The organism is Variovorax sp. RCC_210 (assembly GCF_041355175.1).
Classification (GTDB): domain Bacteria; phylum Pseudomonadota; class Gammaproteobacteria; order Burkholderiales; family Burkholderiaceae_C; genus Variovorax.
On the sequence record NZ_JBFUPJ010000003.1, the window covers coordinates 133350 to 158569 of the forward strand.

Genomic DNA, 25220 nt, shown 5'->3' on the forward strand with positions numbered 1-25220 from the left:
CTCGAAAAGAGGCACCGCATCGGCGCGAGCCTTCAGGGCCGTCGTTGATCGGCCGTTCACCTGCCGCGTGCCCAAGTGAACAGGGCGTCGGGTGCTTCCCGCAGCGAAATAAAGGAGAGCGAAGCGGGGGACATTCGCGGAGGGAAGTACCCGGCGGCCTGTGCACACGTCCCTGATGCCCCCGCATTGATGACGCGATATCGCGCACCGACGGGGCATCAAAATACTCAGCGGTCCGCGTTCGCGTCGATGCTGTTGGCGGACCCCATTCAAAAGGAACGCAGATGGAAGTCCGAGACGTTGCGCCTTCAGAACTCGACCAGCTTCTGGCGCTGTACCAGCATCTTCATGATGCCGACGACCCGCTGCCCGACGCCGCAACCGTCGAAGCGGTCTGGCAGGAGTTGCAGGGCAATCCGCGGTACAGGTACTTCGGCGCTTACGAAGGCGACACGCTGGTCTCCAGTTGCACGCTCACCGTGGTGCCGAACCTCACGCGTGCGTGCCAGCCCTACGGCGTGATCGAGAACGTGGTGACGCGGGCCGACCGGCGCGGTCGTGGTCTCGGCAAGGCGGTGCTGGCCGAAGCGCTTTCCGTCGCGTGGGTGCAGGGTTGCTACAAGGTCATGTTGATGACCGGCAGGAAGGACGCGGCGACGTTCCGGTTCTACGAGGCGGCGGGGTTCAACCGCAATGACAAGCAGGCGTTCATTGCGAAGGCGCCTCGGGCGTGACATGTGGCCATGAATCCTCGTGCCGTCCTCTTCGATCTGGACAACACGCTCACGCATCGAGCGCGCAGCATCGCTTCCTACGCGCGCCAGTTCGCGGCGGATTGCGCCGGAGCGCTCGACGTGGAAACGTCGGGCGAGCTTGTCGCGTCGATCATTGCGAGAGAGGACTGCGGAGGCTATCTGCCGCCAGGCAGTCGGTTTGCTTCCATTCAGGAAGCGATAGGTTTTGCGCTCGCGAACGGAAGTGGGCTGCGGTGGAAAAGCGCGCCGTCGGCGGAACAGCTTCGTGCCCACTGGGCCGGGCACTTTCCGCAGCACGCGGTCGAGATGCCGGGAGCGTCGAAGCTCTTGCGGCAATTGAGTGAACAGGGGTTCCACGTCGGCATCGTGTCGAACGGCGCGGAGCGTTCGCGCAGGGCCACCGTCGATGCGCTGGGGTTCGGCGATGCCGTTGGCTCGCTGCTGAGTTCGGAGCGCTCGGGCTTCAGGAAGCCGGACCCACGAATCTTTCTCCAGGCTGCCGCGGAGGCCGGTGTTGACGCACGCGACTGCTGGTACGTCGGCGATCACCCGGTGAACGACATCGTGGGTGCAGTGAGCGCGGGCATGCAGGCGGTGTGGCTCGAGGGCTTTCACGATTGGCCGAGCGACCAGCCGGAACCGCGCTTGCGCGTGGCGTGCTTGTCGGAGGTCTGGGAGCTGCTGGCGTATTGACCGGGCGCACTGCGCGAGGTTCGATGGGTCGCGTGCAGCGCGGGTTGGGTCATGTGGACGCGTTGGTCCGATCATCCAGGCCGAGCGATCAGATCGCCGCGTACTGCCCCGTGCCCCCAGGCCACGCCGTCAGCACCTCGTACCCCTCGGGCGTCACCGCCACCATGTGCTCCCACTGCGCGGACAGCGAACGGTCCTTCGTCACGACGGTCCAGCCGTCGGGCATTTGCCGGGTGTCGCGCTTGCCCGCGTTGAGCATGGGCTCGATGGTGAAGACCATGCCCGGCTCCAGCGTGAGCCCTTCGCCGCGCTGGCCGTAGTGCAGCACCTGCAGGTCTTCGTGATAGACCTCGCCGATGCCGTGGCCGCAGTACTCGCGTACCACGCTGAAGTGTTCGCGGTGCGCCACCGACTGGATGGCATGGCCGATGTCGCCCAGGGTCGCGCCGGGCTTCACCTGACGAATGCCGGCGCACATGGCCTCGTAGGTGGTCTCGACCAGGCGCCGCGCCAGCACGCTCGGCGCGCCGACGAAGTACATGCGGCTGGTGTCGCCGAACCAGCCGTCCTTGATGACGGCGACGTCGATGTTGACGATGTCGCCCTTCTTCAAAATTTTTTCGGGCGATGGAATGCCGTGGCAGACCACCTGGTTGACCGAGGTGAGAACGGTCTTCGGATAGCCCTGGTACCCCACGTTGGCCGGAATGGCGCCCTGCACGTTCACGATGTGGTCGTGGCAGATGCGGTCGAGCGCCTCAGTGCTCACGCCCGGCACGACATGGGGCTCGATCATGGCGAGCACCTCGGCGGCGAGCCTGGCGGCGCGCCGGGACTTTTCGAGCTGCTCGGGGGACTTGATGCGGATGTCGTGGGCCATCAGCGGGCTCCGCGCGAGGCCTGCGGGCTCTCGTGCATCGGGGCAAAACCTTCTTCGATCCTCATCGCCGACCTTCTATATGAAACATATACAAAGTATATATGTTCCATGTGGTCTGGCGGTGTTCGGTCGAATGCGAGGCATGCGGCCTTGAAAAAGAGTGCGCCTGCCTCTGGAGGGGTGTGGAAAGGGGCAGCGCGCCCGAAGGCGCGGCAGGACGCGCGGCCGCGCGCGGGTCCTCAGACCCCTTCGATGATCCGCAGGTCCCGCTCGGCGCCGTCGCCCAGCGCGGCGAGCGCGGCCTTGTAGTCGGGGCTGTCGTGCGTGGCGGTCGCTTGCTCGACGCTGTCGAACTCGATCAGCACGGTGCGTTCGGTCAGGCCGAACTCGTAGGTCTTGGCGGGCAGGCCGCGCGCCAGGAAGCGGCCGCCGCCGGCGGTGATCGCCGGGCCGGCGAGCTTTGCGTAGGCCGCGAGCTTGTCGGCGTCCTTGACGGCACGGTACGCACTGACCCAATAGGCTTTTGCCATGGTGATTTCTCTGGTGTTGTTGAACGAACAATATAGCGCGCGACTAAATTAGGCGAACCCGTTCGCCTCCATGCCCACAGGCTCTCGATGCCACAGCTCGTCTTCGTCTTCGGAACCCTGAAACAAGGGTTTCCCAACTTCGCCACCAACAAGGGAACGCGCGTGGACGGCGACTTCGTCACCGTCGAGCGTTACCCGCTGTTCCTGGTCGGCGATCGGTTTTCTCCGTGGCTGGTCGACGCTGCGGGGGAGGGCGAGCAGGTGGTCGGCCAGGTGTTCGAGGTCGACCAGCCGGCGCTGGACGCGATGGACGTGCTCGAGCGAATCACGGAGCCCGATGGTTACCGCCGGGTGACGATGAAGGTGCGCGCCGTGGGCGGCGAGCCCGCCTCCACGCTCGACGTGCATGCCTACGTCAAACAGCGTGCGCACTTCCGTCCCGCGGACGCGCGCCTCGGGCCGCTGCGCGAATACACCCTCGAGCACGCCGCGCTGTATCGCGGCAGAGGGGCACCAAGCCACCTCGCGCAAGCCGCCGTTCTGCATCCGGAGTAACCCGAAGGTTTGACGCGGCGCCACGCCCCATCAGGGGCCGCATGTGCCCATGGCGACACGGCCCGGCAAAGCTCGTCCCCGCCGCGCAACGCGCCACCCCGTTCGCAGACCGAACCCGCGTGATCCTGTGTCATGATGAATTTCTGAATATTTCCCTGCGCTCAAGCGCTGTACCTGCACCCCCTCGCACGGCGTAATCGTGGTTTATCTGGTCGGCCTCCTGATGTTCTTCGCGTCGCTGTGCAATGCACAGACGGCGCCTGCCCAGCGTTTGCGCATCGTCGGTGGCCTGGGGGGTGTCTCGCAGTACACGGGCCACGAGGAACAGTTCTGGACGCGCGACCTCGCCACGCTGTCGGGCGGGCGCTACACCGCCAGCATCGTGCCCTTCGACCGCGCCGGCGTTCCGGGCCAGGAAATGCTCAACCTGATGCAGCTGGGCGTGGTGCCCTTCGGCACGGCGCTCATGAGCCAGATGTCAACGCAGTTTCCAGAATTGGGCGCGCCCGACATGGCCGGGCTGAACCCCGACATTCCCACGCTGCGCCGGGTGGTGAGCGCGTTCCGCCCGTACCTGGCGCAGCAGCTGCGCGAGCGCTACGGGGTGGAGCTGCTGGCGGTGTACATCTACCCCGCGCAAGAGGTGTTCTGCAACACGCCGGTGCAGCAGCTGGGCGACCTGGCGGGCCGGCGCACGCGGGTGTCGAGCTCGACGCAGGCCGACTTCGTCTCGGCGCTGGGCGGCACGCCGGTGTACACCGAGTTCGCGCAGATCATGGCGAACATGAAGTCGGGCAACACCGACTGCGTCATCACCGGCACCATGTCCGGTCACTCGCTGGGCCTGCACGAAGTGACCAGCGCCATCTACGCCATGCCGCTGAGCTGGGGCGTGGCGGTTTTCGCGGCCAACCGCGAGAGCCTGAATGCGCTGCCGCCCGACCTGCAGGCGCTGCTGCGCAAGGAGCTGCCGCGGCTGGAGGCCGCGGTGTGGGCCCAGTCGGAGCGCGAGACCGAAGAAGGCATTGCCTGCAACACCGGCGTGGCCAGCTGCGGCAAGCCCACCAAGGGGCGCATGGTGGCGGTGCGGCCGTCGGCGCAGGACGAGGCCCGCCGCCGCGAAATCTTCGCGACCCGCGTGCTGCCGGGCTGGGTGCAGCGCTGCGGCCCGGTGTGCGCCAGGGTGTGGAACCAGACGGTGGGGCCGGTCGTCGGCCTGCAGGCGCAGACCACGCAGTGAAGCCGCGCTTTCCCCGTCGCGTAAGCGCCATCGTCTATGGCGTGGCGATGCTCTTTCTTTTCACGGTGGGCGCGGTGGCCACGGTCATCGTGTGGGAGGCGCACCAGAAGGCGATCAGCGACCACGAGAGCCAGGCCGTGCGCTTCGTGGCCGGCTCCGAGGCGGCGCTGAACCGCTCGCTGCTCAGCGTCGACATGCTGCTGGCCGGCGCCAACGAGCTGCTGCGCGGCTCCACCGCCGCCAGCGCGGGCGCCGACGCAGGCAGCTTCGACGCGCACCGCCTGCTCGACAACGTGGTGCGGCAGAACCTGCTGGTGCGCCACGTTGCGTTCGTCGATGCGCGCGGTACGGTGGTGGCCTCGTCGGACCGGCGCGGCGAACGCCTGCCGCTGGTGCTGCCGGCCGGCTTTGTCGACGGCGTGCTGGCGAACCCGGTGTCCACGCTGGCGATCAGCGACCCGGCCGCCAGCCTGGTCACGTCGCAGAAGGTGCTGTTCTTCGCGCGCGCCGTCACGCTGGCAGACGGCTCGCGCATGCTGGCGGTGGCCGAGGTGCAGCTGTCGCTGCTGGCGACGATCATGACGCAGGGCGCCGGCATTCGCGGGCTCGAGGTCACGCTGGAGCGCGACGCCGGCGCTCTGCTGGCCAGCCTGCCGCCGCGCGACGACCTCACGGGCCGGCAAATAGAGCCGCCCCTGCACGAGCAGACCAGCGACGGCAAGCCGCAGCGCATGGCCGCGCGGCTGAGCGGGCAGCCGGGCATTGTTGTGGCGCGGCCCACGCTGCACCGCAACCTGCTGATCGTGGCGAGCATTCCGCTGACCGCGGCGCTGCAGGACTGGCGCCGCGAGCGCGACCTGATCGCCTGGACCGCCGCGGCCATCGGGCTGATGATCCTGGCGGTGGCGTTGTTCACGCACTTCCAGCTGCGCCGCCAGTGGCGCGCGCGCATGGAGCTGGTGCGCTCCAAGTCCACGCTCGACCAGGCGCTGGAGTCGATGATCGACGGCTTCATCCTGCTGGACGCCGACAGCCGCGTGCTCACCTGGAACCGCCGCTTCGTCGCGATGTTCCCCTGGACCGAAGCGATGGTCGCGCCGCAGGTGCCGTTTCGCCGCATCATGGACGAGACCGCGCGCCACGTGGTGCACGGCCGCGGCCCGGCCGACTGGTCGGCCATGAACATGCCGCAGATGGCGCAGCCGCACTCCGAGCAGGAGGCGCTGCTGCAGGGCGGCCAGGTGATCCGCGCCACGCGCAGCCGCACGCCCGACGGCGGCACTGTGTGCGTCTACCAGGACATCACCGAAAAGCGCCGCCACACGGCCGCCATCATCGAGAGCAAGGCGCAGCTGCAGGCCACGCTCGACGCGCTGCCCGACCTGCTGCTCGAAGTGGGGCTGGACGGCCGCTGCCACGGCTACCACGCGCCGCGCGTGCCCTTCCCGGCCACCGACGTCGAGAACCCGGTGGGCCACATGCTGACCGAGCTGCTGCCGGCGGAGGCCGCGGCCGAGGTGATGAGCGCGCTGCGCGAGGCCGATGTGTCGGGCTATTCGGCGGGCCGGCAGTTCGAGCGGCGCGACGCGCGCGAGAAGGCGTGGTTCGAAATCTCGGTGTCGCGCAAGCTGGTGGGCGACGAGGGCGATTCGCGCTTCATCGTCATCCTGCGCAACATCACCGAAAGCAAGCTCGCCGCGCGCGAAATCGAGCACCTGGCCTTCTACGACACGCTCACCGGCCTGCCCAACCGGCGGCTGCTGCTCGACCGGCTCAACCACGCCATTGCCGCCGCCGCGCGGCGCCAGCGGCTGTGCGCGCTGCTGTTCCTCGACCTGGACAACTTCAAGACGCTGAACGACGCGCTGGGCCACGACATCGGCGACGTGATGCTCAAGCAGGTGGCGCAGCGCCTGAAAGACTGCCTGCGCGAAGGCGACATCGTGGCCCGCCTGGGCGGCGACGAGTTCGTGGTGATGCTGGAAGACCTGAGCGAGCAGGCGGTCATTGCCACCTCGCAGACCGAGACCATGGGCGCGACCATCCTCGCGCGGCTCAACCAGCCCTACCAGCTCGGCCTGCAGCAGCACCACAGCACCTGCAGCATCGGCGCCTCGCTGTTCGAGGCCAAGGGCGCATCGACCGAAGAGGTGCTCAAGCAGGCCGACATCGCCATGTACTACGCCAAGACCGACGGCGGCAACGCGCTGCGCTTCTTCGAGGCGGGCATGCAGACCACCATCACCGCGCGCGCCACGCTCGAAAACGAGCTGCACGCCGCCATTGCGGCCAAGCAGTTCGTGCTGCACTACCAGAGCCAGGTCACGGGCGAGAACCGGGTGGTCGGCGCCGAGGTGCTGGTGCGCTGGCGCCATCCGGTGCGCGGGCTGCTGCTGCCGCGCGAGTTCATCGACGTGGCGGAAGACACGGGCCTCATCATCCCGCTGGGCCTGTGGGTGCTGGAAACGGCGTGCAGGCAGCTCACGGCCTGGCGCGACGACCCGCGCCGCAGCCACCTGCAGCTCTCGGTGAACGTGAGCGCGCGGCAGTTCCGCGAGGAAGACTTTGTCGACCAGGTGCGCCTGGTGCTGGAGCGCACCGGCGCCGACCCGCGCCGGCTCAAGCTGGAGCTCACCGAGAGCCTGCTGCACGAGAAGGTGATCGACGCCATCGGCAAGATGGAGGCGCTGGTGGCGCTGGGCATCCAGTTCTCGATGGACGACTTCGGCACGGGCTTCTCGTCGCTGTCGTACATGACGCAGCTGCCGCTCAGCCAGGTGAAGGTCGACAAGTTCTTCGTGCACAGCATCGGGCTGAACCCGAAGGTGGAGCTGATCATCCAGACCATCATCGGCATGGCGCGCAACCTGGAGCTGGAGATCGTGGCCGAGGGCGTGGAAACGCATGCGCAGCGCGACTTTCTGGCGCGCCACGGCTGCCTGATGTGCCAGGGCTACCTGTTCGGCCGACCGCAGCCGCTGGAAGCCTACGAGCGCGAGCTCGACGTCGGCGCGATCGCCTGAACCCTGGGCGCACCCGCGCGCTTTGGCTGCCTGACCCCGGGGCCCCTCGGGGCCCGCGGACACCCGCACTGCATAATCGCGCCCTTTTCCCTTTGGAAGCCGGATGCCCCTAGAGATTGCGCAATCGACGCCGACAGCCGCCAGCATCGCCGCGCTCGTGCAGGCGAACTATGACCTGGGCGAGGTGGTCGAGAGCGAGTTTCTGCGGCGCAGCTTCAACCAGGTGTACCGGTTGAGCTTTGCCAGCGGCCAACGCGTGGTGGCGCGCCTGTGCGCCGCCCGGCCGCGCGGCGGCCCCAACACCCTGTTCGAGGCGGCCGCGCTGCAACACTGGTCGAACGCCGGCTGCCGCGTGTCGCGCTGCCTGCCAGCGGCTGACGGCGGCGTCGCCATCGAGGTGCCGCTGCCCGAAGGCCCGCGCGCGCTGATGCTGTTCGAACACCTCGACGGCGAGTTCACCGGCGACGCGGGCGAAGACATAGAGGCCTTCGCGCGCGGCCTGGCCGGCCTGCACATCGCGGGCGAAAGCTACCAGGGGCCGAGCAGCGCCTACTGCCTCGACCTCGACTACCTGCTGCTGCACCCGCTCGAAGGCCTGCTGCACGCCCCAACCATGACCGCCGAGCTGCGCCCGCAGTTCGAGGCGCTGGCGCGGCGGCTGCAGGACGACATCCTCTCGCTGGGCGAGCTGGCCCGCGTGCTGTGCCACGGGGACGCGCACGGGAGCAACAACTTCGTGGTGGATGCGAAGGCCGGGACGTGCAATGAAGCCGACGCCAATGCCAACGCCGACGCCAAGGCAAAGCGCGAGGCCGTCTTCTTCGACTTCGACGAAGCCGGCCCCGGCTACCTCGCCTACGAGCTCGCCGTGTACCCCTGGAGCCTGCACCCGCACACACCCGACGGGGTGGCCACCGACAAGGCCAAGGCCAAGTGGCTGCACTTCATTTCCGCATACCGCGAGGTGCGGCCCGTGTCCGACGCCGATCTCGCGGCCATTCCGCGCTTCATGGCCATCCGCCAGTTCTGGCTGCTGGGCGAGTATTCGGGGCGCATCGACGTGTGGGGCTCGCAGGCCATTCCCACGGACTACCTGCGCCGCCAGGTCACCATGCTGGGCAACTGGCAGACGCTGGAGCTGCCGCTGCACGCGTCCTGAGCTGCTTTGAACCGCTTTGTCAGCCGGCATCCTTGCCGATGCGGTTCACCCCGCACCAGCGCGCCATGAACACCGCGAGCACCGCCGTCACCTGCACCACGCTGTCGATCGACACCCACTCGTCGATGCCGTGGATGTTCTCTCCGCCCGACGGGCCGTAGCAGATGGCCGGCGTCTCGCCGTACAGGTTGAAGAACTTCGCGTCGGTGGTGCCGGTGAAGGCCGTGGGCGTCAGCACCTTGCCGACGATGTCCAGGTGGCACTGCGACAGCGCCGCGACGATGGGCGCGTCGGGCGCCACCTCGCAGCCGTCGGCCTGGAAGCCCTCGTACACGATCTTGTAGCTCAGCGCCGCGTGCGCGGGGTGTGCCTCGTAGGCGGCGGCCAGTAGTGCCTCGACCTCGGCCTTCACCTTCTCCACCTTCATGTCGGGGTAGAAGCCCAGGCGCACGTCGGCGCGGCAGGCCGAGGGCACCGACGAGGCCCACTCGCCGCCCTGGATCTTGCCCAGGTTGAAGTTCACCGGGTGGTTGTGGTGCGCGAACGAGCGGTAGCGCGCGCTCGGCGCGTTCCACTTGTCTTCCAGCTTCTTGAGCTCGCCGAACAGGTACAGCGCGAAGTCGATGGCGCCCACGCCGGTCTGCGCCACCGAGGCATGCACCGGCTTGCCCAGCACCTCGATGGCCAGCCACAGCACGCCCATCTGGCAGGTCATGACGCCGTCGGCCGCCACGGGCTCGGTGATGACGGCCGCGTCGGCGCGGTAGCCCTCCACCAGGCAGGCCAGCGCGCCGTTGCCCGTGCACTCTTCTTCGATGACCGACTGGAAGTACACCGGCGAGGCCGGCTCCAGCCCGAGCGACTTCAGCGCCTTGAAGGCCATGGTGTACGCGATGATGCCGGCCTTCATGTCCGACGAGCCACGCCCGTAGAGCCGGTCGCCCTCGACCTTGCCCGAGAAGGGCGGGTGCGTCCACAGCACCTCGGCGCCCGTGGGCACCACGTCGATGTGGCCGTTGAAGATCAGCGAGTTGCCTTTGAACGGACCCGAGGGCCGGTGGATGCCCACCACGTTCGTGCGGCCCTCGTAGGAGACGATGGAGGGCGAGTAGCCCGGGTGGGCGCGCAGCTTTTCCTCGTCGATCTGGAACTCGTCCACCTGCAGGCCGAGCGCGCCGAAGGCATCGGCCATGAAGCGCTGCGCGCTCTGCTCGTGGCCCAGCAGGGAAGGGTGGGTGACCAGCTCGCTCAGCATGGCGACGGTTTCTTCGCGCAGGGCGCGCGCGGCAGCGACGATGGCGGCTTCGTCGGCCTGGAAGGTGGTGGCTTCTTTCATGAAGCCATTCTTTCAGCGGGGCGAGCGCCGCACCGTTGGGAACGGGCCGGTGACTGTCGCGGATGCGCCGTTCTCTCCAGCGCGGCGCATCCGTGGTGCTTGCCGCTCAGGCGGCCAGCGCCGCGGGTCGCGAGGCCGCCCGGGGCGTGGCCGCCGTGCCCACATCAAGCTGCTTCGCCAGCGCGCTCCACCGCACGCGCGCCGACACCACGCTTTCTTCCTTCACATGGCCGAACCCGCGAATCTGCTCCGGCAGGCGCGCCAGGGCGAGCGCGGTGTCGAAGTCGATGCGGTCGAAGCGCGCCAGCACGTCCTCGACCATGGCGCGGTAGTCGGCGATCAGCTGGCGCTCCATGCGCCGCTCGGCCGTGCGCCCGAACACGTCGAGCGCCGTGCCGCGCAGGCCGCGCAGCTTCGCGAGCACGCGAAACGCGTTCAGCATCCACGGCCCGAAGCTCGTCTTGACCGCGCGGCCTTCGGCGTCGCGACGGCCCAGCACCGGCGGCGCCAGGTGAAAGCGCAGCACCGGCTTGCCTTCGAACTGCTCGGCCAGCTGTTCGATGAAGCGCTTGTCGGTGTACAGCCGCGCGACCTCGTACTCGTCCTTGTAGGCCATGAGCTTGAACAGGCCCGACGCCACCGCCTTCGCCAGCAGCGTGGTGCCGCGCTCGCGCTGCTCGGCCACGCGCACGCGCTCCACCAGCTCCGCATAGCGCTGCGCATACGCCGCGTTCTGGTACGCGGTGAGGAACGCGGTGCGGTCCTTCACCAGCGCCTCGAAGGCCTGCGGCCGCTGCAGCGCCACCACCTTCGCCGGCGCGGCCTCGCGCGTGACCGCGGCCAGGTCCAGCGCCGCCTTGCGGCCCCAGCGAAAGGCCGACTGGTTGGCCTTGACGGCCACGCCGTTGATTTCGATGGCCTTGTCCAGCGCCTCGGCCGACAGCGGCACGCAGCCCTTCTGGAACGCGAAGCCCAGCAGGAACAGGTTGGCCGCGATGGCATCGCCCATGAGCCGCGTGGCCAGTTGCGTGGCGTCGATGAAATCGGCGCGGCCTTCGACCGATTCCTCGATCAGCGCGCGCACCTGCGCCGCCGGAAACTCCCAGTCGGGCTGCTGCGCGAAATGGCCCGTCGGCTGCTCGAAGGTGTTGACCAGCGCATAGGTGCGCCCCGGCCGCATGCGCGCGATGGCGTCGGGCGCGCCCGCCGTGAGCATGTCGCACCCCAGGATCAGGTCGGCCTCGCCCGTGGGAATGCGCTGCGCCTTCAGCTGCGCCGCGTCGCGCGCAATGCGCACGTGCGAGGTCACCGAGCCGTTCTTTTGCGACATGCCCGTCATGTCGAGCACGCTCACGCCCTTGCCTTCGAGGTGCGCCGCCATGCCGATCAGCGCGCCGATGGTGATGACGCCCGTGCCGCCGATGCCGGTGATGAGAATGTTGTGCATGCCGTCGAGCGCCAGCGCGGGCGGTGCCGGCAGCGGCGCCTCTTCGGCCGCCGCCTTGGCCGCGACGGGCGCGTGCTTGCGCGGCTTCACGCCTTCGACCGTGACGAAGCTCGGGCAGAAGCCCTTGATGCACGACTCGTCCGCGTTGCACGCGCTCTGGTCCACGCTGCGCTTCAGGCCCAGTTCTGTCTGCTTGGGCAGCAGCGCCGTGCAGTTCGATTGCTCGCCGCAATCGCCGCAGCCTTCGCACACCGCGTCGTTGATGAACACGCGCCGCGCCGCCTGCGGAAACTCGCCCTTCTTGCGGCGGCGGCGCTTTTCGGCCGCGCACACCTGGTCGTAGATGAGCACCGACACGCCCTCGAACTCGCGCAGCTCGCGCTGCACCGCGTCCATGTCGTCGCGGTGGTGCACGGTGAGTACGAAGCCTTCGCGGTCGGCGGGCAGGGGGCTGCGGTCGGCCCAGCGCGTCGGGTCTTCGGCCACCAGCGCCAGGCGCTTCACGCCCTCGGCCGCCATCTGGTGCGCGATGCGCGGCACGTTGATGGGCCCGTCGACCGGCTGGCCCCCCGTCATGGCCACCGCGTCGTTGTAGAGAATCTTGTAGGTGATATTCACGCCCGCCGCCACGGCCGCGCGGATCGCCATCGAGCCCGAGTGGTAGTACGTGCCGTCGCCCAGGTTCGCGAACACGTGCCGGCGCTTGGAGAACCACGCCTGCCCCAGCCACGGCGCGCCTTCGCCGCCCATGTGCGTGGTCGTCTTGTTGTGCTCGGGGTAGATGGCCGTGGCCATCACGTGGCAGCCGATGCCGGCCAGCGCCAGGCTGCCTTCGGGCACCTTGGTCGAGGTGTTGTGCGGGCAGCCCGAGCAGTACCAGGCCGGGCGCGAGGGCGTGGCCACCGCCTTGCCCAGCACCACGTCCTTCGCGTCGAGAATCGCCAGCCGCATGCGAATGCGGTCGCTGGTGTGAAAGCGCGCCACCCGGCCCGCGATGACGCGCGCCACCTGCGCCACCGAGAAGTCCGCCGTGGCCGGCAGCAGCCACTGGCCGCGCGGGTGCGCGCCCCATTCGCCCTGCTCGTCGAACTTGCCGATCACGCGCGGGCGCACGTTTTCGCGCCAGTTGTACAGGTGCTCCTTCAGCTGGTACTCGACGATCTGGCGCTTCTCCTCGACCACCAGGATTTCTTCGAGCCCGTCGGCAAACTCGCGAATCGAGTCCGGCTCCAGCGGCCAGGGCATCGACACCTTGAACAGGCGGATGCCGATGCGCGCGGCCTCGTCCGCGTCGATGCCCAGTTCTTCCAGCGCCTCCAGCACGTCGCGGTACGACTTGCCCGAGGCCACGATGCCCAGCCGCGCCTTCGGCGAATCGATGGTCACGCGGTTGAGCTTGTTGGCGCGCGCATAGGCGATGGCGGCGTAGATCTTGTAGTCCTGCATCAGCGCTTCCTGCTTGCGCGCCTGCACGCCCAGCGTGTCGGTCGACAGGCGCGCGTGCACGCCGCCGGGCGGAAACACGAAGTCCGCGGGCAGGCGCGTGTGCACGTCGAGCGCGCCGGCCGCGATGGAGCCCGACGACTCCACCGTGTCCGCCAGCGCCTTGAAGCCCACCGGCAGCCCGGCAAAGCGCGACATCGCGAAGCCGTGCAGGCCGAGCTCGATGTACTCCTCCACGCTCTGCGGGTAGAGCATGGGGATCATCGAGGCCGCGAACAGGTGGTCGCTCTGGTTGGGCAGCGTGGAAGAAGATGCGCCGTGGTCGTCGCCCGCCACCAGCAGCACGCCGCCGTGGGGCGAGGTGCCCGCATGGCTCATGTGCTTGAACACGTCGCCGCAGCGGTCCACGCCCGGCGCCTTGCCGTACCACATGGCAAACACCCCATCGACCGCGCTTTCGCCGGTCAGGTGCACCTGCTGCGTGCCCCACACGGCGGTGGCGGCCAGCTCTTCGTTCACGCCGGGCAGGAACTTGACCGCGTTGGCCTCGAGCTGCGGCTGCGCCTTCCACAGCGCTTCGTCCAGGCCGCCGAGCGGCGAGCCGCGGTAGCCCGAGACAAAGCCCGCCGTGTTGAGCCCGGCCTGCTGGTCGCGCCATTTCTGCACGAGCATGAGGCGCACCAGCGCCTGGATGCCGCTGAGGTAGATCCGGCCTTCGGTGGCCGTGTATTTGTCGTCCAGCGCAACGCTGGCCAGTTCGTGGGATGCCATGACTGAAAAAGACTCCGGGTAGGACTCGTGGGATGCGGGCGTGGCCCCGGTAAGGGGCCGGCTCGCGCAGTGCCGCGCCGGGGTAGACGGCAGGGCAGCAACGATTCTTCAGGGTTGTGGGCGGAAAGTGCTTCTTCTTTTTGGCAGCGCGCAGCGCCGCACGGAAGATTTGTCTTTTTAAGACGCCCTCCGCCGAAAGGATTTCGGCGCGCGCCGGCCGGGTCGCTGGCCCGACAATGGCGGCCCCGCAGAAAGACCCCGACCTCCATGAGACCCGACCTCGACTCGCTCGCGCTTTTCCTGCGCGCCATTGAGCACGGCAGCCTGTCGAAGGCGGCCGCCGAGAGCCACATGGTGTTGTCGGCCGCCAGCCGGCGCCTGGCCATCCTGGAGGGGCAACTGGGCGTGGCGCTGCTCAACCGAAGCTCGAAGGGCGTCACGCCCACGGGCGCGGGCGAGTCGCTGGCGATGCATGCGCGCCAGATCTTGCGCGACGTCGACCGCATGCGCGCCGACCTGTCGGACTACGCGCAGGGCGCCACGGGCCGCGTGCGCCTGCATGCCAATGCGTCGGCCATGGGCCAGTTCTTGCCCGACGACGTGGCGAGCTTTCGCCAGCGCTACCCCGAGATTCGCGTGAGCGTGGAGGAGCACCGCAGCGTGTACATCGTGCAGGCCATTCGCGACCGGCAGGCCGACGTGGGCGTCATCACCAGCGAGGCGGCAGACCCGGCGCTGCACTTCATTCCGTACCGCACCGACCGGCTGGTGGCCATCGTTCGCCAGAAGCATCCGTGGCGCGGGCGCGAGGTGTCTTTCGAAGAACTTCTCGACTTCGACTTCGTGGGGCTCGAAGACGACTCGGCCATTTCGCGCACCATGGAAGACGCGGCCATGAGCGCGCGCAAGGTGTTGCGGCTGCGTGTGCGGGTGAAGAGTTTCGAAGCCGTGTGCCGGATGATCGAGGCCGGCATGGGCGTGGGCATCTTGCCCGAGGGGGCGGCGGTGACTTACCGCAAGGAGATGAAGCTGCGCTTCATCAACCTCACCGATGCGTGGGCGTCACGTCGCATGTACCTGTGCACGCGGCAGGAGGCGCTGAGTTTTCCGCAGCGCAGGTTGGTCGATCATTTGTTGGCGCGGGGGATGCCTTAGGGCGCTGGACCGGGGCCTGGATCGGGATCGGGTCATTCAGGGCGGCGCTCAGGCCGACGGGGTACCTTGCTCCGCGAATGTCCCCCGGCCTGCGGCCTCCTCCTTTATTTCGCTGCGCAAGGCACCCCATCGACGTGAGCGTTCGGCGCAGTCGTGCGAATACGGCGCGCGTGTCGGGGCTGGATTTTTGTGTCTTGCGGGGAAGCAAATGTGGCCTTGTGTGACCCGCTGACACTGCGCCAATGCGCTTGCACGCGGCGCATTGCGGAAGCTGCATTTGTTGGCGGTTGCCGAGACTTTCGTGCCTTGCAGAACGGCTAATTCGGCGAGCTCTTCTCTACAGTGGACGCCTCTGTCACTCAACAACCCGACAAGGGAACAAGAAAGGCGCTACACACACAACCACTGAAATTCTGGAAGGCTGCTTGCCTCGCGGCAGGTTGTCGGTGCGAAAGCATCGATGCGTATGCGAGGTATCAAAGGCGACGGCCGAGGTGCAGGAACACCCCGACCGTCTAACCAAATCCGTGCAACCACCTCTAAAGGAACCGCACAAAAATGGCTACCAAGACTATAGCCCGGCCACCCACGCCCGGCGCTTCCGAAGACAACGCCCAAGATACCCAGCATCCGGCGGATCGTCTCGAAAACACCCTCTCTCAACTCGAAGCACTCCTGTGGGTCTGCCACGGGGAAGACATCGACTGGTGCAGCGGCAGCGGGCCGCAACAACTGGACAACCTGCTTTGGCTTGCAGCCGATCTGGCACGCAAGGCCGGGGAACTGTTTCAGATGAGCGAGAAGGCGCGAAGAGGAGCGCCTGAGACCGGCGGTTAGCAGCTGGTCTGCGGGCTGCGAAATTCGCGGCCCGCTTTGGGAAGCGGGGATTCGTTTGGGTGAGACGGCTGGAGCTAGCTCGACAGACCTGATTCGGATCGGTTGAGATTGCTTGTCGGAAGGTGTCGATGTCGGCTACGCGTTCTGCAGCGATCGCGGTCTGTTGTGCGTCTGCAATTGACGTCCGCTTCTTGCTGGTGAACTGCCCTTCAACGCGGCTGCTCGGACTACCAGCGGGAAGAAAAGCTGACCACAAAAGCCGGGCGATTCAGTTCATCCTGTGCTGTTAGCCTTACATGGTCGGCAGCTCCTCTGCCACGCCAACTCCGGCCATCGTGCCCAATTTAGAAGTGAACTCACTATGACCAGCCCGCTGTACAACGCCTCCGTTCCCGTCATGCAGCAGATGCTGCGCGCCGTGTCCGACGTGCTCAAGAAAGCCGAAGACCACGCGACGCAGAAAAACATCGATCCCAATGCGCTGCTGCAGGCGCGGCTGTTCCCTGACATGTTTCCGCTGCTACGCCAGGTACAGATCGCCGCAGACTTCTCCAAGGGCATTGCCTCCCGCCTGGCTGGTGCCGAGGTGCCGTCCTGGCCCGACACCGAGGTCAGCTTCGCCGACCTGCAAGCGTTGATCGCCAAAGCATTGGCCCATATCGGCTCCTTCAAGTCCGAGCAATTTGATTCAAGCGAAAGCCGCGAGATCGTATTGCGCCCTGGCACCCCCAAGGAAAAGAAGCTGACCGCAGAAGCCTATCTTCTGCACTACGGACTGCCGCAGTTTTTCTTCCACGTGACTACCACCTATGCCATCTTGCGTCACAACGGTGTTGAGATCGGTAAGCGCGACTACATGGGTGCCTACTAGACCAAGGGAGACAGGAGTTCGGCCACTTTGGCCACTGCCGCTCGATAGCAACTAGAGCCTCCGTCGCTGCGCGATTTCAGCTAGCTGTGGATGGAGGCTTTGTCTATCCTAATTTGCTTGGCGCCTGTTCAAAGCCAACCAATGTCTGCTGCGTTAGTCTGTGAATTACACAGTCGACCCGTTGCGGGCGCTCTACGTTGGTCTGATGATGGCGGTTATGCGGCATGAGCCGTCTTTCGATCCCGCAACGCCAACGACAGATTTCTGCTACTGACCAGCCTACTCAACCGAATGGCCGGGACTTTGCTGCTCAGGGCGTGCATACGCTCCTAAACATGTTGGGGGCAATAACACGCTCAACTTCAGCGAGAATCCTTTTCGCAATAAGTAGATCAGCTACTTTCTTTTGTAGAAGCATAGAGCGAGCACGAGCTACAGCCCGCTTGCCGAGAGCAGCAGCAACTTTTCGACAAGAAAATTGGATGCTGGGTTTCCGAAGTGCGAATTGCACGTGGGCGGCGGTGAATATGCTCACTACGAAAAAGCGAACCAATGGTTCGCGATTGCACCCAGCCTTTGGCCCTAACCACCATCGGCTTTGCGGAGGCGTGGGCGTCAGATGGATTCATTGCAACAAAACTGGAGGGGCGGTCCGTGCAGCAGGAAAACATTTTTTATGAAGACCGCTTTCTTGAAAGCTGGGCTGGCTCCATCATCACCAACCCCAGCACGGCCATCGTTGAGCTCGTTGCCAACTGCTGGGACGCCTATGCGACGAAGGTCGAAATAAGCTGGCCCGATCCGAAGAAGAGCAAACAGTTCTCCATTTCGGACAACGGCAAGGGCATGACCAAGGCCGAGTTCGATTACATCTGGCGTGCCATGTCCTATGACCGTATCGCCAAGACCGGCCCCACAGCGGCACCTCCACCAGACGTAGAAGGTCTTCCGCGCTTCGTCTTCGGCAAGAACGGCAAGGGACGTTTTGCCAGCTTCTGTCTCACCAAGAACTACATCGTCACCTCGGTCAAAGACGGCCAGAAGATCGTCTACAAGGTCAGCCGCACAGCTAACAAGCCACTCATCACCGAACTGGTGGAGTTCGTTGAGAAGGGTGTTGAAGGCCATGGCACGACGATCACAGGCGAAGGCGAAATCCGTCAGACCAATCTGACGGTTGAACAGGCTAGAGAGCTCCTTGGTGGTCGGTTCCTTGCCAACCCGTCCTTCAAGGTCAGCCTAAACGGCACTCCCATTTCGTTTGCCGATATCAGCAAGTCATCCCTCTCAATCGTGGACGTTGAGGTGCCCGGCTACGGCACTGCCAAGATCTATCACATTGACACCGGCAAGGCCGACAAGACGACCAAGCAGCACGGCATAGCTTGGTGGGTCACGAACCGTGCGGTAGGTGAGTGCAAGTGGCGAGGCGCCGACGTTGAGCGAATTCTTGATGGCAGAACCGAGAAGGCCAAGCGCTTCACTTTCATCGTGCAGGCCGACTTTCTGAACAAGGAAAACGCCGTTAAGGAAGACTGGTCGGGCTTCATCGAGAAGAACGTCGCATGGGACACCACCAAGCCAATCGTTCAGGACAAGATTCGGGAGATCATTGACAACACCAGTGCCGCAGAGCGTGAGGACAAGCGAAGTGCGGTCCTTCAGAAGGTGGGGCAGTCGGTCAACTCGTTGCCGCTTCTGAGCAAGGATCGTGTCAGGAGCTTCGCTAATGAGGTCGTGGATACCTGCCCGAACTTTGGTGAGCAGGAGATCGTGCAACTGACCTCCATCTTGGCAAAGCTTGAGAAGAGCAAGTCCCAGTACGGCTTGCTCGAAATCCTGCACAACCAAGAATCGCATGACTTGGACGCCCTGCATGAAGTGCTGAGCCAGTGGACCATTGGCATGGCGAAGGTCGTGCTGGACGAGATTCAGGGCCGCTTGAAGGTCATCAACGAGCTGCGAATCAAGATTCAGATCGCAGGCATTGACGAGGTGAAGGAACTCCAGCCGCTTTTTGCCAAGGGCCTCTGGATGTTCGGTGACAAGTTTGAGTCCATCCACTTCACGTCCAACAAGGGCATGACGACGGTCATCCGCGAGCTCTTTGACGGTAAATCCGAGAAGGCTTCGCTCAATCGCCCTGACTTCGTCATTCGCGGCGACGGCAGCACCGGCTTCTACTCCTTGCCTTCGTACAACGAGGATCACCAGGAAGCTGGCGTGCAGCACCTCGTGATCGTTGATCTGAAGACCACCAAGCTCTCCCTCGGATCCAAGGAGAAGGAACAGATTTGGAAGTACGTTAAGGAGTTGAAGAAGCGGGGCCACATTCAGCCTGACACCCGCATTGACGGCTTCGTCCTTGGCGACCAGATTGAAAGCGGCGAAGGTGGCACTCGGACCGAGGACAACGACAAGGTCAAGATTCAGCCGCTGCTCTACGGCACGATCTTGAACAGGGCGGAACAGCGGCTTCTGAAGCTCTACGACAAGGTCAAGGACGCCCCGTTCCTGCTCACCCAGCAAGAAGAGTTGGCGAAGTTCATTGAGCCGATTCCTGTTGCTCAAGCCTTGCTTGAGGGCGTTGCGTAATGTTGCCGGTCAATTAGATCGCCGCCTACAACTATCTCTTCGCGGCCCTGAACAGTGAGAACAAGGCGGTCTAAGTAGGTGGGTCAACGTTCTGCCGCATGGTGCAGCAGGTAGATCCCGGCTCGCCCAGCTACCAGCAGTTGATTCCGCTCCGTCAAGGCCAAGACAAGTCCAATTCTCGCAAGGACTTTTACTGGGATCTCATGCGATCGACGTTCGCAATGCTAGCGGTGAAGACGACCGGTCTCAGGGCTACCGGTCGCTCGAACCTTGGACGTTAGCGACCGCGCTCAGTCTGAAGCAGACATCGAGCGCAGTCGTTTCAATCGGCTGCGGTTAATTCCGCCTTCTTGGGACCCTGCTTATCCCGCGGCCGTCCCTCGCGAGTTCCGTCGCGTGCTTATGCATACCAATCCGCAATCCGTCACAGCCTTTGAACCCTCAAACACCCCAGCCGCACTCCCAGTGCGCAGGGCGTCGGGTACTTCCCGCAGCGAAATAGAGGAGGAGGCCGCAGGCCGGGGGACATTCGCGGAGGGAAGTACCCGGCGGCCTGTGCACGCGCCCTGAACAGAGCGGCGATGCACAGGGGGGAAAAAATCAGCGCAGCGCTTCGACCAAGTCGAGAACCATCCGGTCCCCACCAAACTTCTCGACCCCTTGCGTCAGCAGTGCATCCACAGCCTGCGCAATGCCATGACTCGAAGCAGACTGCTCCGCCATGTCGTTGTAGTACCCCAGGTCCTTCTTCGCATTCGCCATCGAGAACTTCAGCGAATCGGTGCCACCCGTCAGCAGCTTGGGCTTCACGCGTTCCAGCGCCACGCCGTTGCCGCCGCCCTTGGCCAGCACCTCGACGAACACGTCGGGCTTCACCCCCGCGCGCTCGGCACACGCAGCCGCTTCGCACAGCAGCGCGACCGTGCCCAGCGACACGAAGTTGTGCAGCAGCTTCATCGCGTGGCCTGCGCCCGTGCCGCCCACGTGCGTGATGTTCTCGGCAAAGCAGCGCAGCAGCGGCAGGCACGAGTCGAGCACGTCCGCATCGCCGCCCACCAGCAGGTTCAACCGGCCCTCGGCGGCTTCCTTCGCGGTGCGCGTCATCGGCGCATCGAGAAATTTTCCGCCCTTGGCGCTCACCGCTTCGGCCACCTTGGCGGTGGAGGCGGGCACCGCCGTCGAGCAATCGATCACCACCGTGCCCGCGCGCAGCGTGCTCAGCGCACCCTTGTCGCCCAGCATCACCGCTTCCACTTGCGGCGTGCCCGTCACGCACAGGATCAGCACGTCGACCTGCGCCGCCAGCGCGGCCACGTCGGCCACCGACGTGGCACCGGCCTTCAGCAGCCCGTCGATGGGCTGGTTGCCCGCGTGCTCCAGCACCGTGAGGTGGTGGCCGTGCTTGACGATGTTGCTGGCAATGCCGTGGCCCATCAGGCCGACGCCGACAAGGCCGACCTTGCGCGGGGTTTGTTGTTCAGTGGTGGTCATGGTGTCTGTCATCCGTGCTTGATTGCAATGGTCTTGAGGGTCGTGAAACCGAGCAGGGCCTCAAAGCCCTTCTCGCGTCCGAAGCCGCTCGATTTGACGCCGCCGAAGGGCAGCTCCACGCCGCCCGCCGCACCGTAATTGTTCACGAAGACCTGGCCGCAATGCAGCTTGTGCGCCATGCGCAGTTGGCGGCCGCCATCGCGCGTCCACACACCGGCCACCAGGCCGAAGTCCGTGCCGTTGGCCAGGCGCACCGCCTCGGCCTCGTCCTTGAACGGCATCACCGCCAGCACCGGGCCGAAGACCTCGCGCTGCGCCAGCTCGCTGTCGTGCGGCACGTCGCGGAACAGCACGGCCTCCTGGTAGAAGCCGGTGGCCGACGCGTTGGGCGACACCGTGCCGCGCGCCGCCACCTTCAGGCCGCTGGCCTCTGCGGTGGCGACCATGTCGCGCACCTGGCGGAACTGCTTTTCGTTGATGAGCGGGCCCATGTCCAGGTCTTCCGCCGGCGTGCCCGCCTTCACGTTCGCAAAACGCTTGGCCAGGCGCTGCACCACTTCTTCGTAAATTGACTGCTCCACCAGCACGCGGCTGCCCGCCGAGCAGGTCTGCCCGGCGTTCTGGATGATGGCGTTCACCAGCACCGGCTCGGCCGCGTCCAGGTCGGCGTCGGCGAACACGATCTGCGGCGACTTGCCGCCCAGCTCCAGCGTCACCGGGCAGTGGCGCTCGGCCGCGGCCAGGCCCACGCTGCGGCCCGTCATGGTCGAGCCCGTGAACGAGATGTGGTCGATGCCCTTGTGCGCGCACAGCGCCGCGCCGGCTTCCTTGCCGTAGCCCGTCACCACGTTCAGCGCACCGGCCGGAAAGCCCACCTCGGTCGCAATCTCGGCCAGCCGCAGCAGCGACAGGCTGGCGTCTTCGGCCGGCTTCACCACGCAGGCGTTGCCCGCGGCCAGGGCGGCGCCAACGCTGCGGCCCGCGATCTGCATCGGGTAGTTCCAGGGCACGATGTGGCCCGTCACGCCGTGCGGGTTGCGCACGGTCAGCACGGTGTAGCCGCGCTCGTAGGGCAGCGTGTCGCCGTGCAGCTTGTCGCAGGCGCCGGCGTAGTACTCCATGTAGCGGGCCAGCGCGGTCGCGTCGTTGCGCGCCACGCGCAGCGCCTTGCCGGTGTCGCGTGCTTCGAGCTGCGCCAGTTCTTCGTGGTGCGCCATCACGGCGGCGCCCAGCTTGGCCAGCAGCCGGCCGCGCTCCAGCGCGGTGGTGGCGCCCCAGGGGCCGTCGAAGTTGTCGCCGATGGCCTGGCGCGCGGCGCGCACGGCGGTGTCGATGTCGGCGGCCGTGCCGCGCGCGATCTCGCCGAACTTCTGGCCGTCGCTCGGGTCGATCACGTCGATGGTGGCGTTGCCTTCGGACGCCACGCGGCGGCCGTCGATGTAGTGGGTTGCGGTCATGTGAGGTGTCTCCTTGGGGTCGGCGTCATTGGACGCCGTCCTGTCATTTCGGTTCCGGCCAGGGTCTTTGCGCGTCGCGGATCTGCTCGAACGCGCGGCTGAACTGCAGCACGCCCAGGTCGTCGAAGCGGCGCCCGGCAATCTGCAGGCCAATGGGCAGGCCCTCGGCCGAGTAGCCGCAGTTGATGGACGCGGCCGGCTGCTCCGACATGTTGTACGGCACCGTGAAGCCGATGTGCTCCAGCGGGCGCATCGGGTCGTTGGTGGGCGAGGCGTGGTCCGCGGGCGCGGGCAGGTTCGGCGACACCGGCGACAGCACGAAGTCGTAGGCCTTGGTGGCGGCCACGGTAGTGGCGCGCGTGGCGATGAACTGGCTGTAGGCGTCGAAGATGTGCGCGCCCGAGAAGCCGGCCGCGCTCTCGGCCCACTCGCGGATGTACGGCAGGATCTTTGCGCGCTGCTCCGGCGTCATGGCCTGCATGTCGAGGCACGAGCGCATGCGCCAGAAGTGGTCCATGCCCTGCAGCATCTTGGGCGTCATGAACGCCGGAATTTCTTCGATGTGCGCGCCCGCCGCCTCGATGCGCTTCGCGGCCAGGCGAATGGCAGCGGCAATCTGCGGGTCCAGCGGCAGGCCGCAGCCCGCGTCCATGTGCAGCGCCACGCGCTTGCCCTTGATGAACGACGGGTCGACCTCGAAGGCGCTCCAGTCGATGGCGGGCGCGGGCAGCTCCGAATAGTCGCGGTCGTCGGGCTGCGCGACCGAGGCCATCATCAGCGCCGAGTCGGCCACGGTGCGCGTCATCGGGCCGGCGCAGCGGCCCATGTAGGGCGTGCTCAGCGGAATGCGCCCGAAGCTGGGCTTGAGCGTGTAGATGCCGCACCAGCTCGCCGGCAGCCGCAGCGAGCCGCCGATGTCGGTGCCCACGTGCAGCGGGCCATAGCCCGCGGCGGCCGCGGCGCCGGCGCCGGCGCTGGAGCCGCCGGGCGTGCGCGACAGGTCCCACGGGTTGCGCGAGAGTTCATGAAAGCTCGACAGGCCCGACGACAGCATGCCCAGGTCGGGCATGGTGGTCTTGGCGACCAGCACCGTGCCGTCTTCCTTCAGGCGCGCGGCGGGGGGCGAGTCTTGCGCCATCGGCACCAGGTCGTAGGCGGCGGTGCCCAGCGGCATCGGGTCGCCCTCGGTCGCGAGGTTGTCCTTGATGGTGACGGGCACGCCGTCGAGCGTGCCGCGCGGCGTGCCGGCCAGCCAGCGCGCTTCGGAGGCGCGCGCCTGCTCCAGCGCGAGCTCGGGGCGAAACAGCCAGGTGGCGCGCAGCTCGGGCTCGTAGGCGGCAATGCGCTCGTTGACCGAGCGCGTCACTTCCACGGGCGACAGTTCCCTGGCGGCGTAGGCGGCGTGCAGTTCCTGCACGCTCAGGGAATACAACGGCTTCGAAGACGTGGCTTGTGTCATTGCTTCAGCTCCAGGAGATGGCGGCCAGGTCGTTCACCACGATCGGCATGCTTGGCCACAGGCCCTTCACTTCCTTGCGGGCGATGGTCGGGAACACGGCCTGATACAGGAAGCCGTTGACCGCGTCGGTGGCCAGCAGGCGCTGCGCGTCGGCCAGCAGGTCGGCACGGCGCTTCTTGTTCTCTTCGTTCTGGATGGAGACGAACAGGTCGCGGAACTTCTTCGAGTCGTAGCCCCAGTAGTAGTCGGCCTCGGTGTACTTCACCAGGTCGAAGGGCTCCACATGCGCGACCATGGTCAGGTCGAAGTCGTGCGCGCCGCCGAAGGTGCTGTTGAGCCACTGGGCCCATTCCACGTTCTGGATCTTCACGACGATGCCGATCTGCGCGAGCTGCGCCGCGATCATCTCGCCCCCCTGGCGTGCGTACGAGGGCGGGGGCAGCTGCAGGCGCAGCTCCAGCGGCGTCTTCACGCCGGCCTCGGCCAGCAGCTTCTTGGCCTTCTCGATGTCGAAGGGGTTCATGGCCGTGGTGTCGACGAAGCCCGGCGCGCCCATGGCGTAGTGGCTGCCAATGGGCTTGCCGAATCCGTCTGCCGCGCCCTGGATGATCGCGTTGCGGTCGATGGCCGCCAGGATGGCGCGGCGCACGCGCACGTCGTCCAGCGGCTTCTTGCGGTTGTTGATCGTCAGGATCACCTTGCCGCGCGTGCCCACCTCGATGACCTGGAAGCGCGCGTTGCCCTTGAACTGCGCCACCGAGCGCGTGCCCGCGCGCGGAAAGATGTCGATGTCGCCGGCCATCAGCGCGGCGGTCTGCGCCGCGGTGTCCGACATGAAGCGGAACACGAAGCGCTCGGTCTTCGCCAGGCCCGGGTCGCGAAAGGTCGGCGACTTCACCAGGGTGCACGAGGCGCCGCGCTGCCAGGCCGAAAGCTTGTACGGGCCGGTGCCCACTGGCGCGGTGGCGTTGGTGTCGGCGCTCTTGGGCTCGACCAGGCAGGCGGTCGACTGGCCCAGCATGAAGGGCAGGTCGGGGTTGGGCAGCGTGCTGTTCACGCCCACCGTGAACTCGTCGAGCACCACGGTGCCGACTTCGCTGAAGAAGCGCTTGTCCTTGTTGGTGCTCTTGGCGCCGCCCGCGCGGTCGAAAGAGAATTTCACCACCGACGCGTTGAAGGGCTGGCCGTTTTCAAAGCGCACGTTCCTGCGCAGCTTGAAGACGAAGGTCTTCATGTCGGGCGACGACGACCAGCTCTCGGCCAGCATCGGCGTGACCGAGCCGTCGGCGTTGACCTTGGTGAGCGTCTCGAAGATGTTGTATTGCGTGATCTCGGCAATGGCCGACGCCGCGCCCGTGGTCGGATCCAGGCCCGGCGGCTCCAGCGGCATGCCGATGGTCAGCGTGTTCTTGCCCGCTTGCGCGCGCGCCTCGGGCAGGAAGACACCCGGAATTGCCGCGGCCATGGCCGAGGTCATGAGTGTGCGTCGCTTCAACATTCGATAGGTCCTGGAAGTGAGGTGA

At 66.3% G+C, this 25220-nt stretch carries 18 protein-coding genes; 10 read left to right on the plus strand and 8 right to left on the minus strand.

From position 1 onward, the window contains the following. Positions 1 to 284: 284 nt before the first annotated feature. Entirely contained in the window at positions 285 to 734 is a 450-nt protein-coding gene (locus tag AB6807_RS12705) for a GNAT family N-acetyltransferase (protein ID WP_371084836.1), read from the plus strand. A gap of 9 nt (positions 735 to 743) precedes the next feature. After that, positions 744 to 1448 (plus strand): HAD family hydrolase, encoded by a 705-nt coding sequence (locus tag AB6807_RS12710; protein WP_371084837.1) that lies wholly within the window; start codon positions 744 to 746, stop codon positions 1446 to 1448. Positions 1449 to 1536: 88 nt separating this feature from the next. Here the strand turns inward: AB6807_RS12710 and map are convergent, their stop codons facing one another. Next, positions 1537 to 2328: a type I methionyl aminopeptidase gene (map, locus tag AB6807_RS12715; RefSeq protein ID WP_371084838.1), complete on the minus strand. Its 792-nt coding sequence runs from the start codon at positions 2326 to 2328 to the stop codon at positions 1537 to 1539. A 239-nt stretch (positions 2329 to 2567) separates the two neighbouring features. Continuing rightward, positions 2568 to 2858, minus strand: coding sequence for a DUF1330 domain-containing protein (locus tag AB6807_RS12720; RefSeq protein ID WP_116913870.1), 291 nt, complete (start codon positions 2856 to 2858; stop codon positions 2568 to 2570). Between the two features lie 87 nt (positions 2859 to 2945). On the opposite strand from AB6807_RS12720, the gene AB6807_RS12725 reads away from it, so the two are divergent. The 4 genes from AB6807_RS12725 (at position 2946) to AB6807_RS12740 (ending at position 8835) form a co-directional block, all read left to right on the plus strand. Further along, positions 2946 to 3413 (plus strand): gamma-glutamylcyclotransferase family protein, encoded by a 468-nt coding sequence (locus tag AB6807_RS12725; RefSeq protein ID WP_371084839.1) that lies wholly within the window; start codon positions 2946 to 2948, stop codon positions 3411 to 3413. 223 nt (positions 3414 to 3636) lie between these two features. Next, complete coding sequence (locus AB6807_RS12730) at positions 3637 to 4653, plus strand: TRAP transporter substrate-binding protein (protein ID WP_371085180.1); 1017 nt, start codon at positions 3637 to 3639, stop codon at positions 4651 to 4653. A 47-nt stretch (positions 4654 to 4700) separates the two neighbouring features. Continuing rightward, positions 4701 to 7676 (plus strand): EAL domain-containing protein, encoded by a 2976-nt coding sequence (locus AB6807_RS12735; protein ID WP_371084840.1) that lies wholly within the window; start codon positions 4701 to 4703, stop codon positions 7674 to 7676. A gap of 103 nt (positions 7677 to 7779) precedes the next feature. Continuing rightward, positions 7780 to 8835, plus strand: coding sequence for a phosphotransferase enzyme family protein (locus AB6807_RS12740; protein WP_371084841.1), 1056 nt, complete (start codon positions 7780 to 7782; stop codon positions 8833 to 8835). Positions 8836 to 8854: 19 nt separating this feature from the next. Here AB6807_RS12740 and AB6807_RS12745 read toward each other — a convergent pair whose 3' ends face one another. Together AB6807_RS12745 and AB6807_RS12750 are read right to left on the minus strand one after the other, a co-directional pair. Further along, positions 8855 to 10171 carry an ArgE/DapE family deacylase gene (locus AB6807_RS12745; RefSeq protein ID WP_116913866.1) on the minus strand — a complete coding sequence of 439 codons (1317 nt, stop codon included), beginning with the start codon at positions 10169 to 10171 and terminating at the stop codon, positions 8855 to 8857. A 106-nt stretch (positions 10172 to 10277) separates the two neighbouring features. Beyond that, entirely contained in the window at positions 10278 to 13832 is a 3555-nt protein-coding gene (locus AB6807_RS12750; protein WP_371084842.1) for an indolepyruvate ferredoxin oxidoreductase family protein, read from the minus strand. 267 nt (positions 13833 to 14099) lie between these two features. On the opposite strand from AB6807_RS12750, the gene AB6807_RS12755 reads away from it, so the two are divergent. From AB6807_RS12755 to AB6807_RS12770, 4 genes are all read left to right on the plus strand, one after another. Next, positions 14100 to 14987, plus strand: a complete 888-nt coding sequence (locus tag AB6807_RS12755) for a LysR family transcriptional regulator (protein ID WP_116913864.1) — start codon at positions 14100 to 14102, stop codon at positions 14985 to 14987. Positions 14988 to 15545: 558 nt separating this feature from the next. Next, complete coding sequence (locus AB6807_RS12760) at positions 15546 to 15824, plus strand: hypothetical protein (protein ID WP_371084843.1); 279 nt, start codon at positions 15546 to 15548, stop codon at positions 15822 to 15824. A gap of 361 nt (positions 15825 to 16185) precedes the next feature. After that, on the plus strand, positions 16186 to 16695 hold the full coding sequence (locus tag AB6807_RS12765) for a DUF1993 family protein (RefSeq protein ID WP_371084844.1): 510 nt from the start codon (positions 16186 to 16188) through the stop codon (positions 16693 to 16695). Positions 16696 to 17247: 552 nt separating this feature from the next. Further along, positions 17248 to 19290 (plus strand): ATP-binding protein, encoded by a 2043-nt coding sequence (locus AB6807_RS12770; RefSeq protein ID WP_371084845.1) that lies wholly within the window; start codon positions 17248 to 17250, stop codon positions 19288 to 19290. 600 nt (positions 19291 to 19890) lie between these two features. On the opposite strand, the gene AB6807_RS12775 is transcribed toward AB6807_RS12770, so the two are convergent. The 4 genes from AB6807_RS12775 to AB6807_RS12790 are packed head-to-tail and all read right to left on the minus strand — an operon-like array spanning position 19891 to position 25195. Continuing rightward, positions 19891 to 20781 (minus strand): NAD(P)-dependent oxidoreductase, encoded by an 891-nt coding sequence (locus tag AB6807_RS12775; RefSeq protein WP_371084846.1) that lies wholly within the window; start codon positions 20779 to 20781, stop codon positions 19891 to 19893. Positions 20782 to 20789: 8 nt separating this feature from the next. Continuing rightward, positions 20790 to 22238, minus strand: coding sequence for an aldehyde dehydrogenase family protein (locus AB6807_RS12780; RefSeq protein ID WP_371084847.1), 1449 nt, complete (start codon positions 22236 to 22238; stop codon positions 20790 to 20792). A 43-nt stretch (positions 22239 to 22281) separates the two neighbouring features. Beyond that, the gene (locus AB6807_RS12785; RefSeq protein WP_371084848.1) at positions 22282 to 23697 is read right to left on the minus strand and encodes an amidase; all 1416 of its coding nucleotides are present in this window, start codon (positions 23695 to 23697) and stop codon (positions 22282 to 22284) included. Between the two features lie 4 nt (positions 23698 to 23701). Continuing rightward, on the minus strand, positions 23702 to 25195 hold the full coding sequence (locus AB6807_RS12790) for an ABC transporter substrate-binding protein (RefSeq protein WP_371084849.1): 1494 nt from the start codon (positions 25193 to 25195) through the stop codon (positions 23702 to 23704). Positions 25196 to 25220 lie beyond the last annotated feature (25 nt).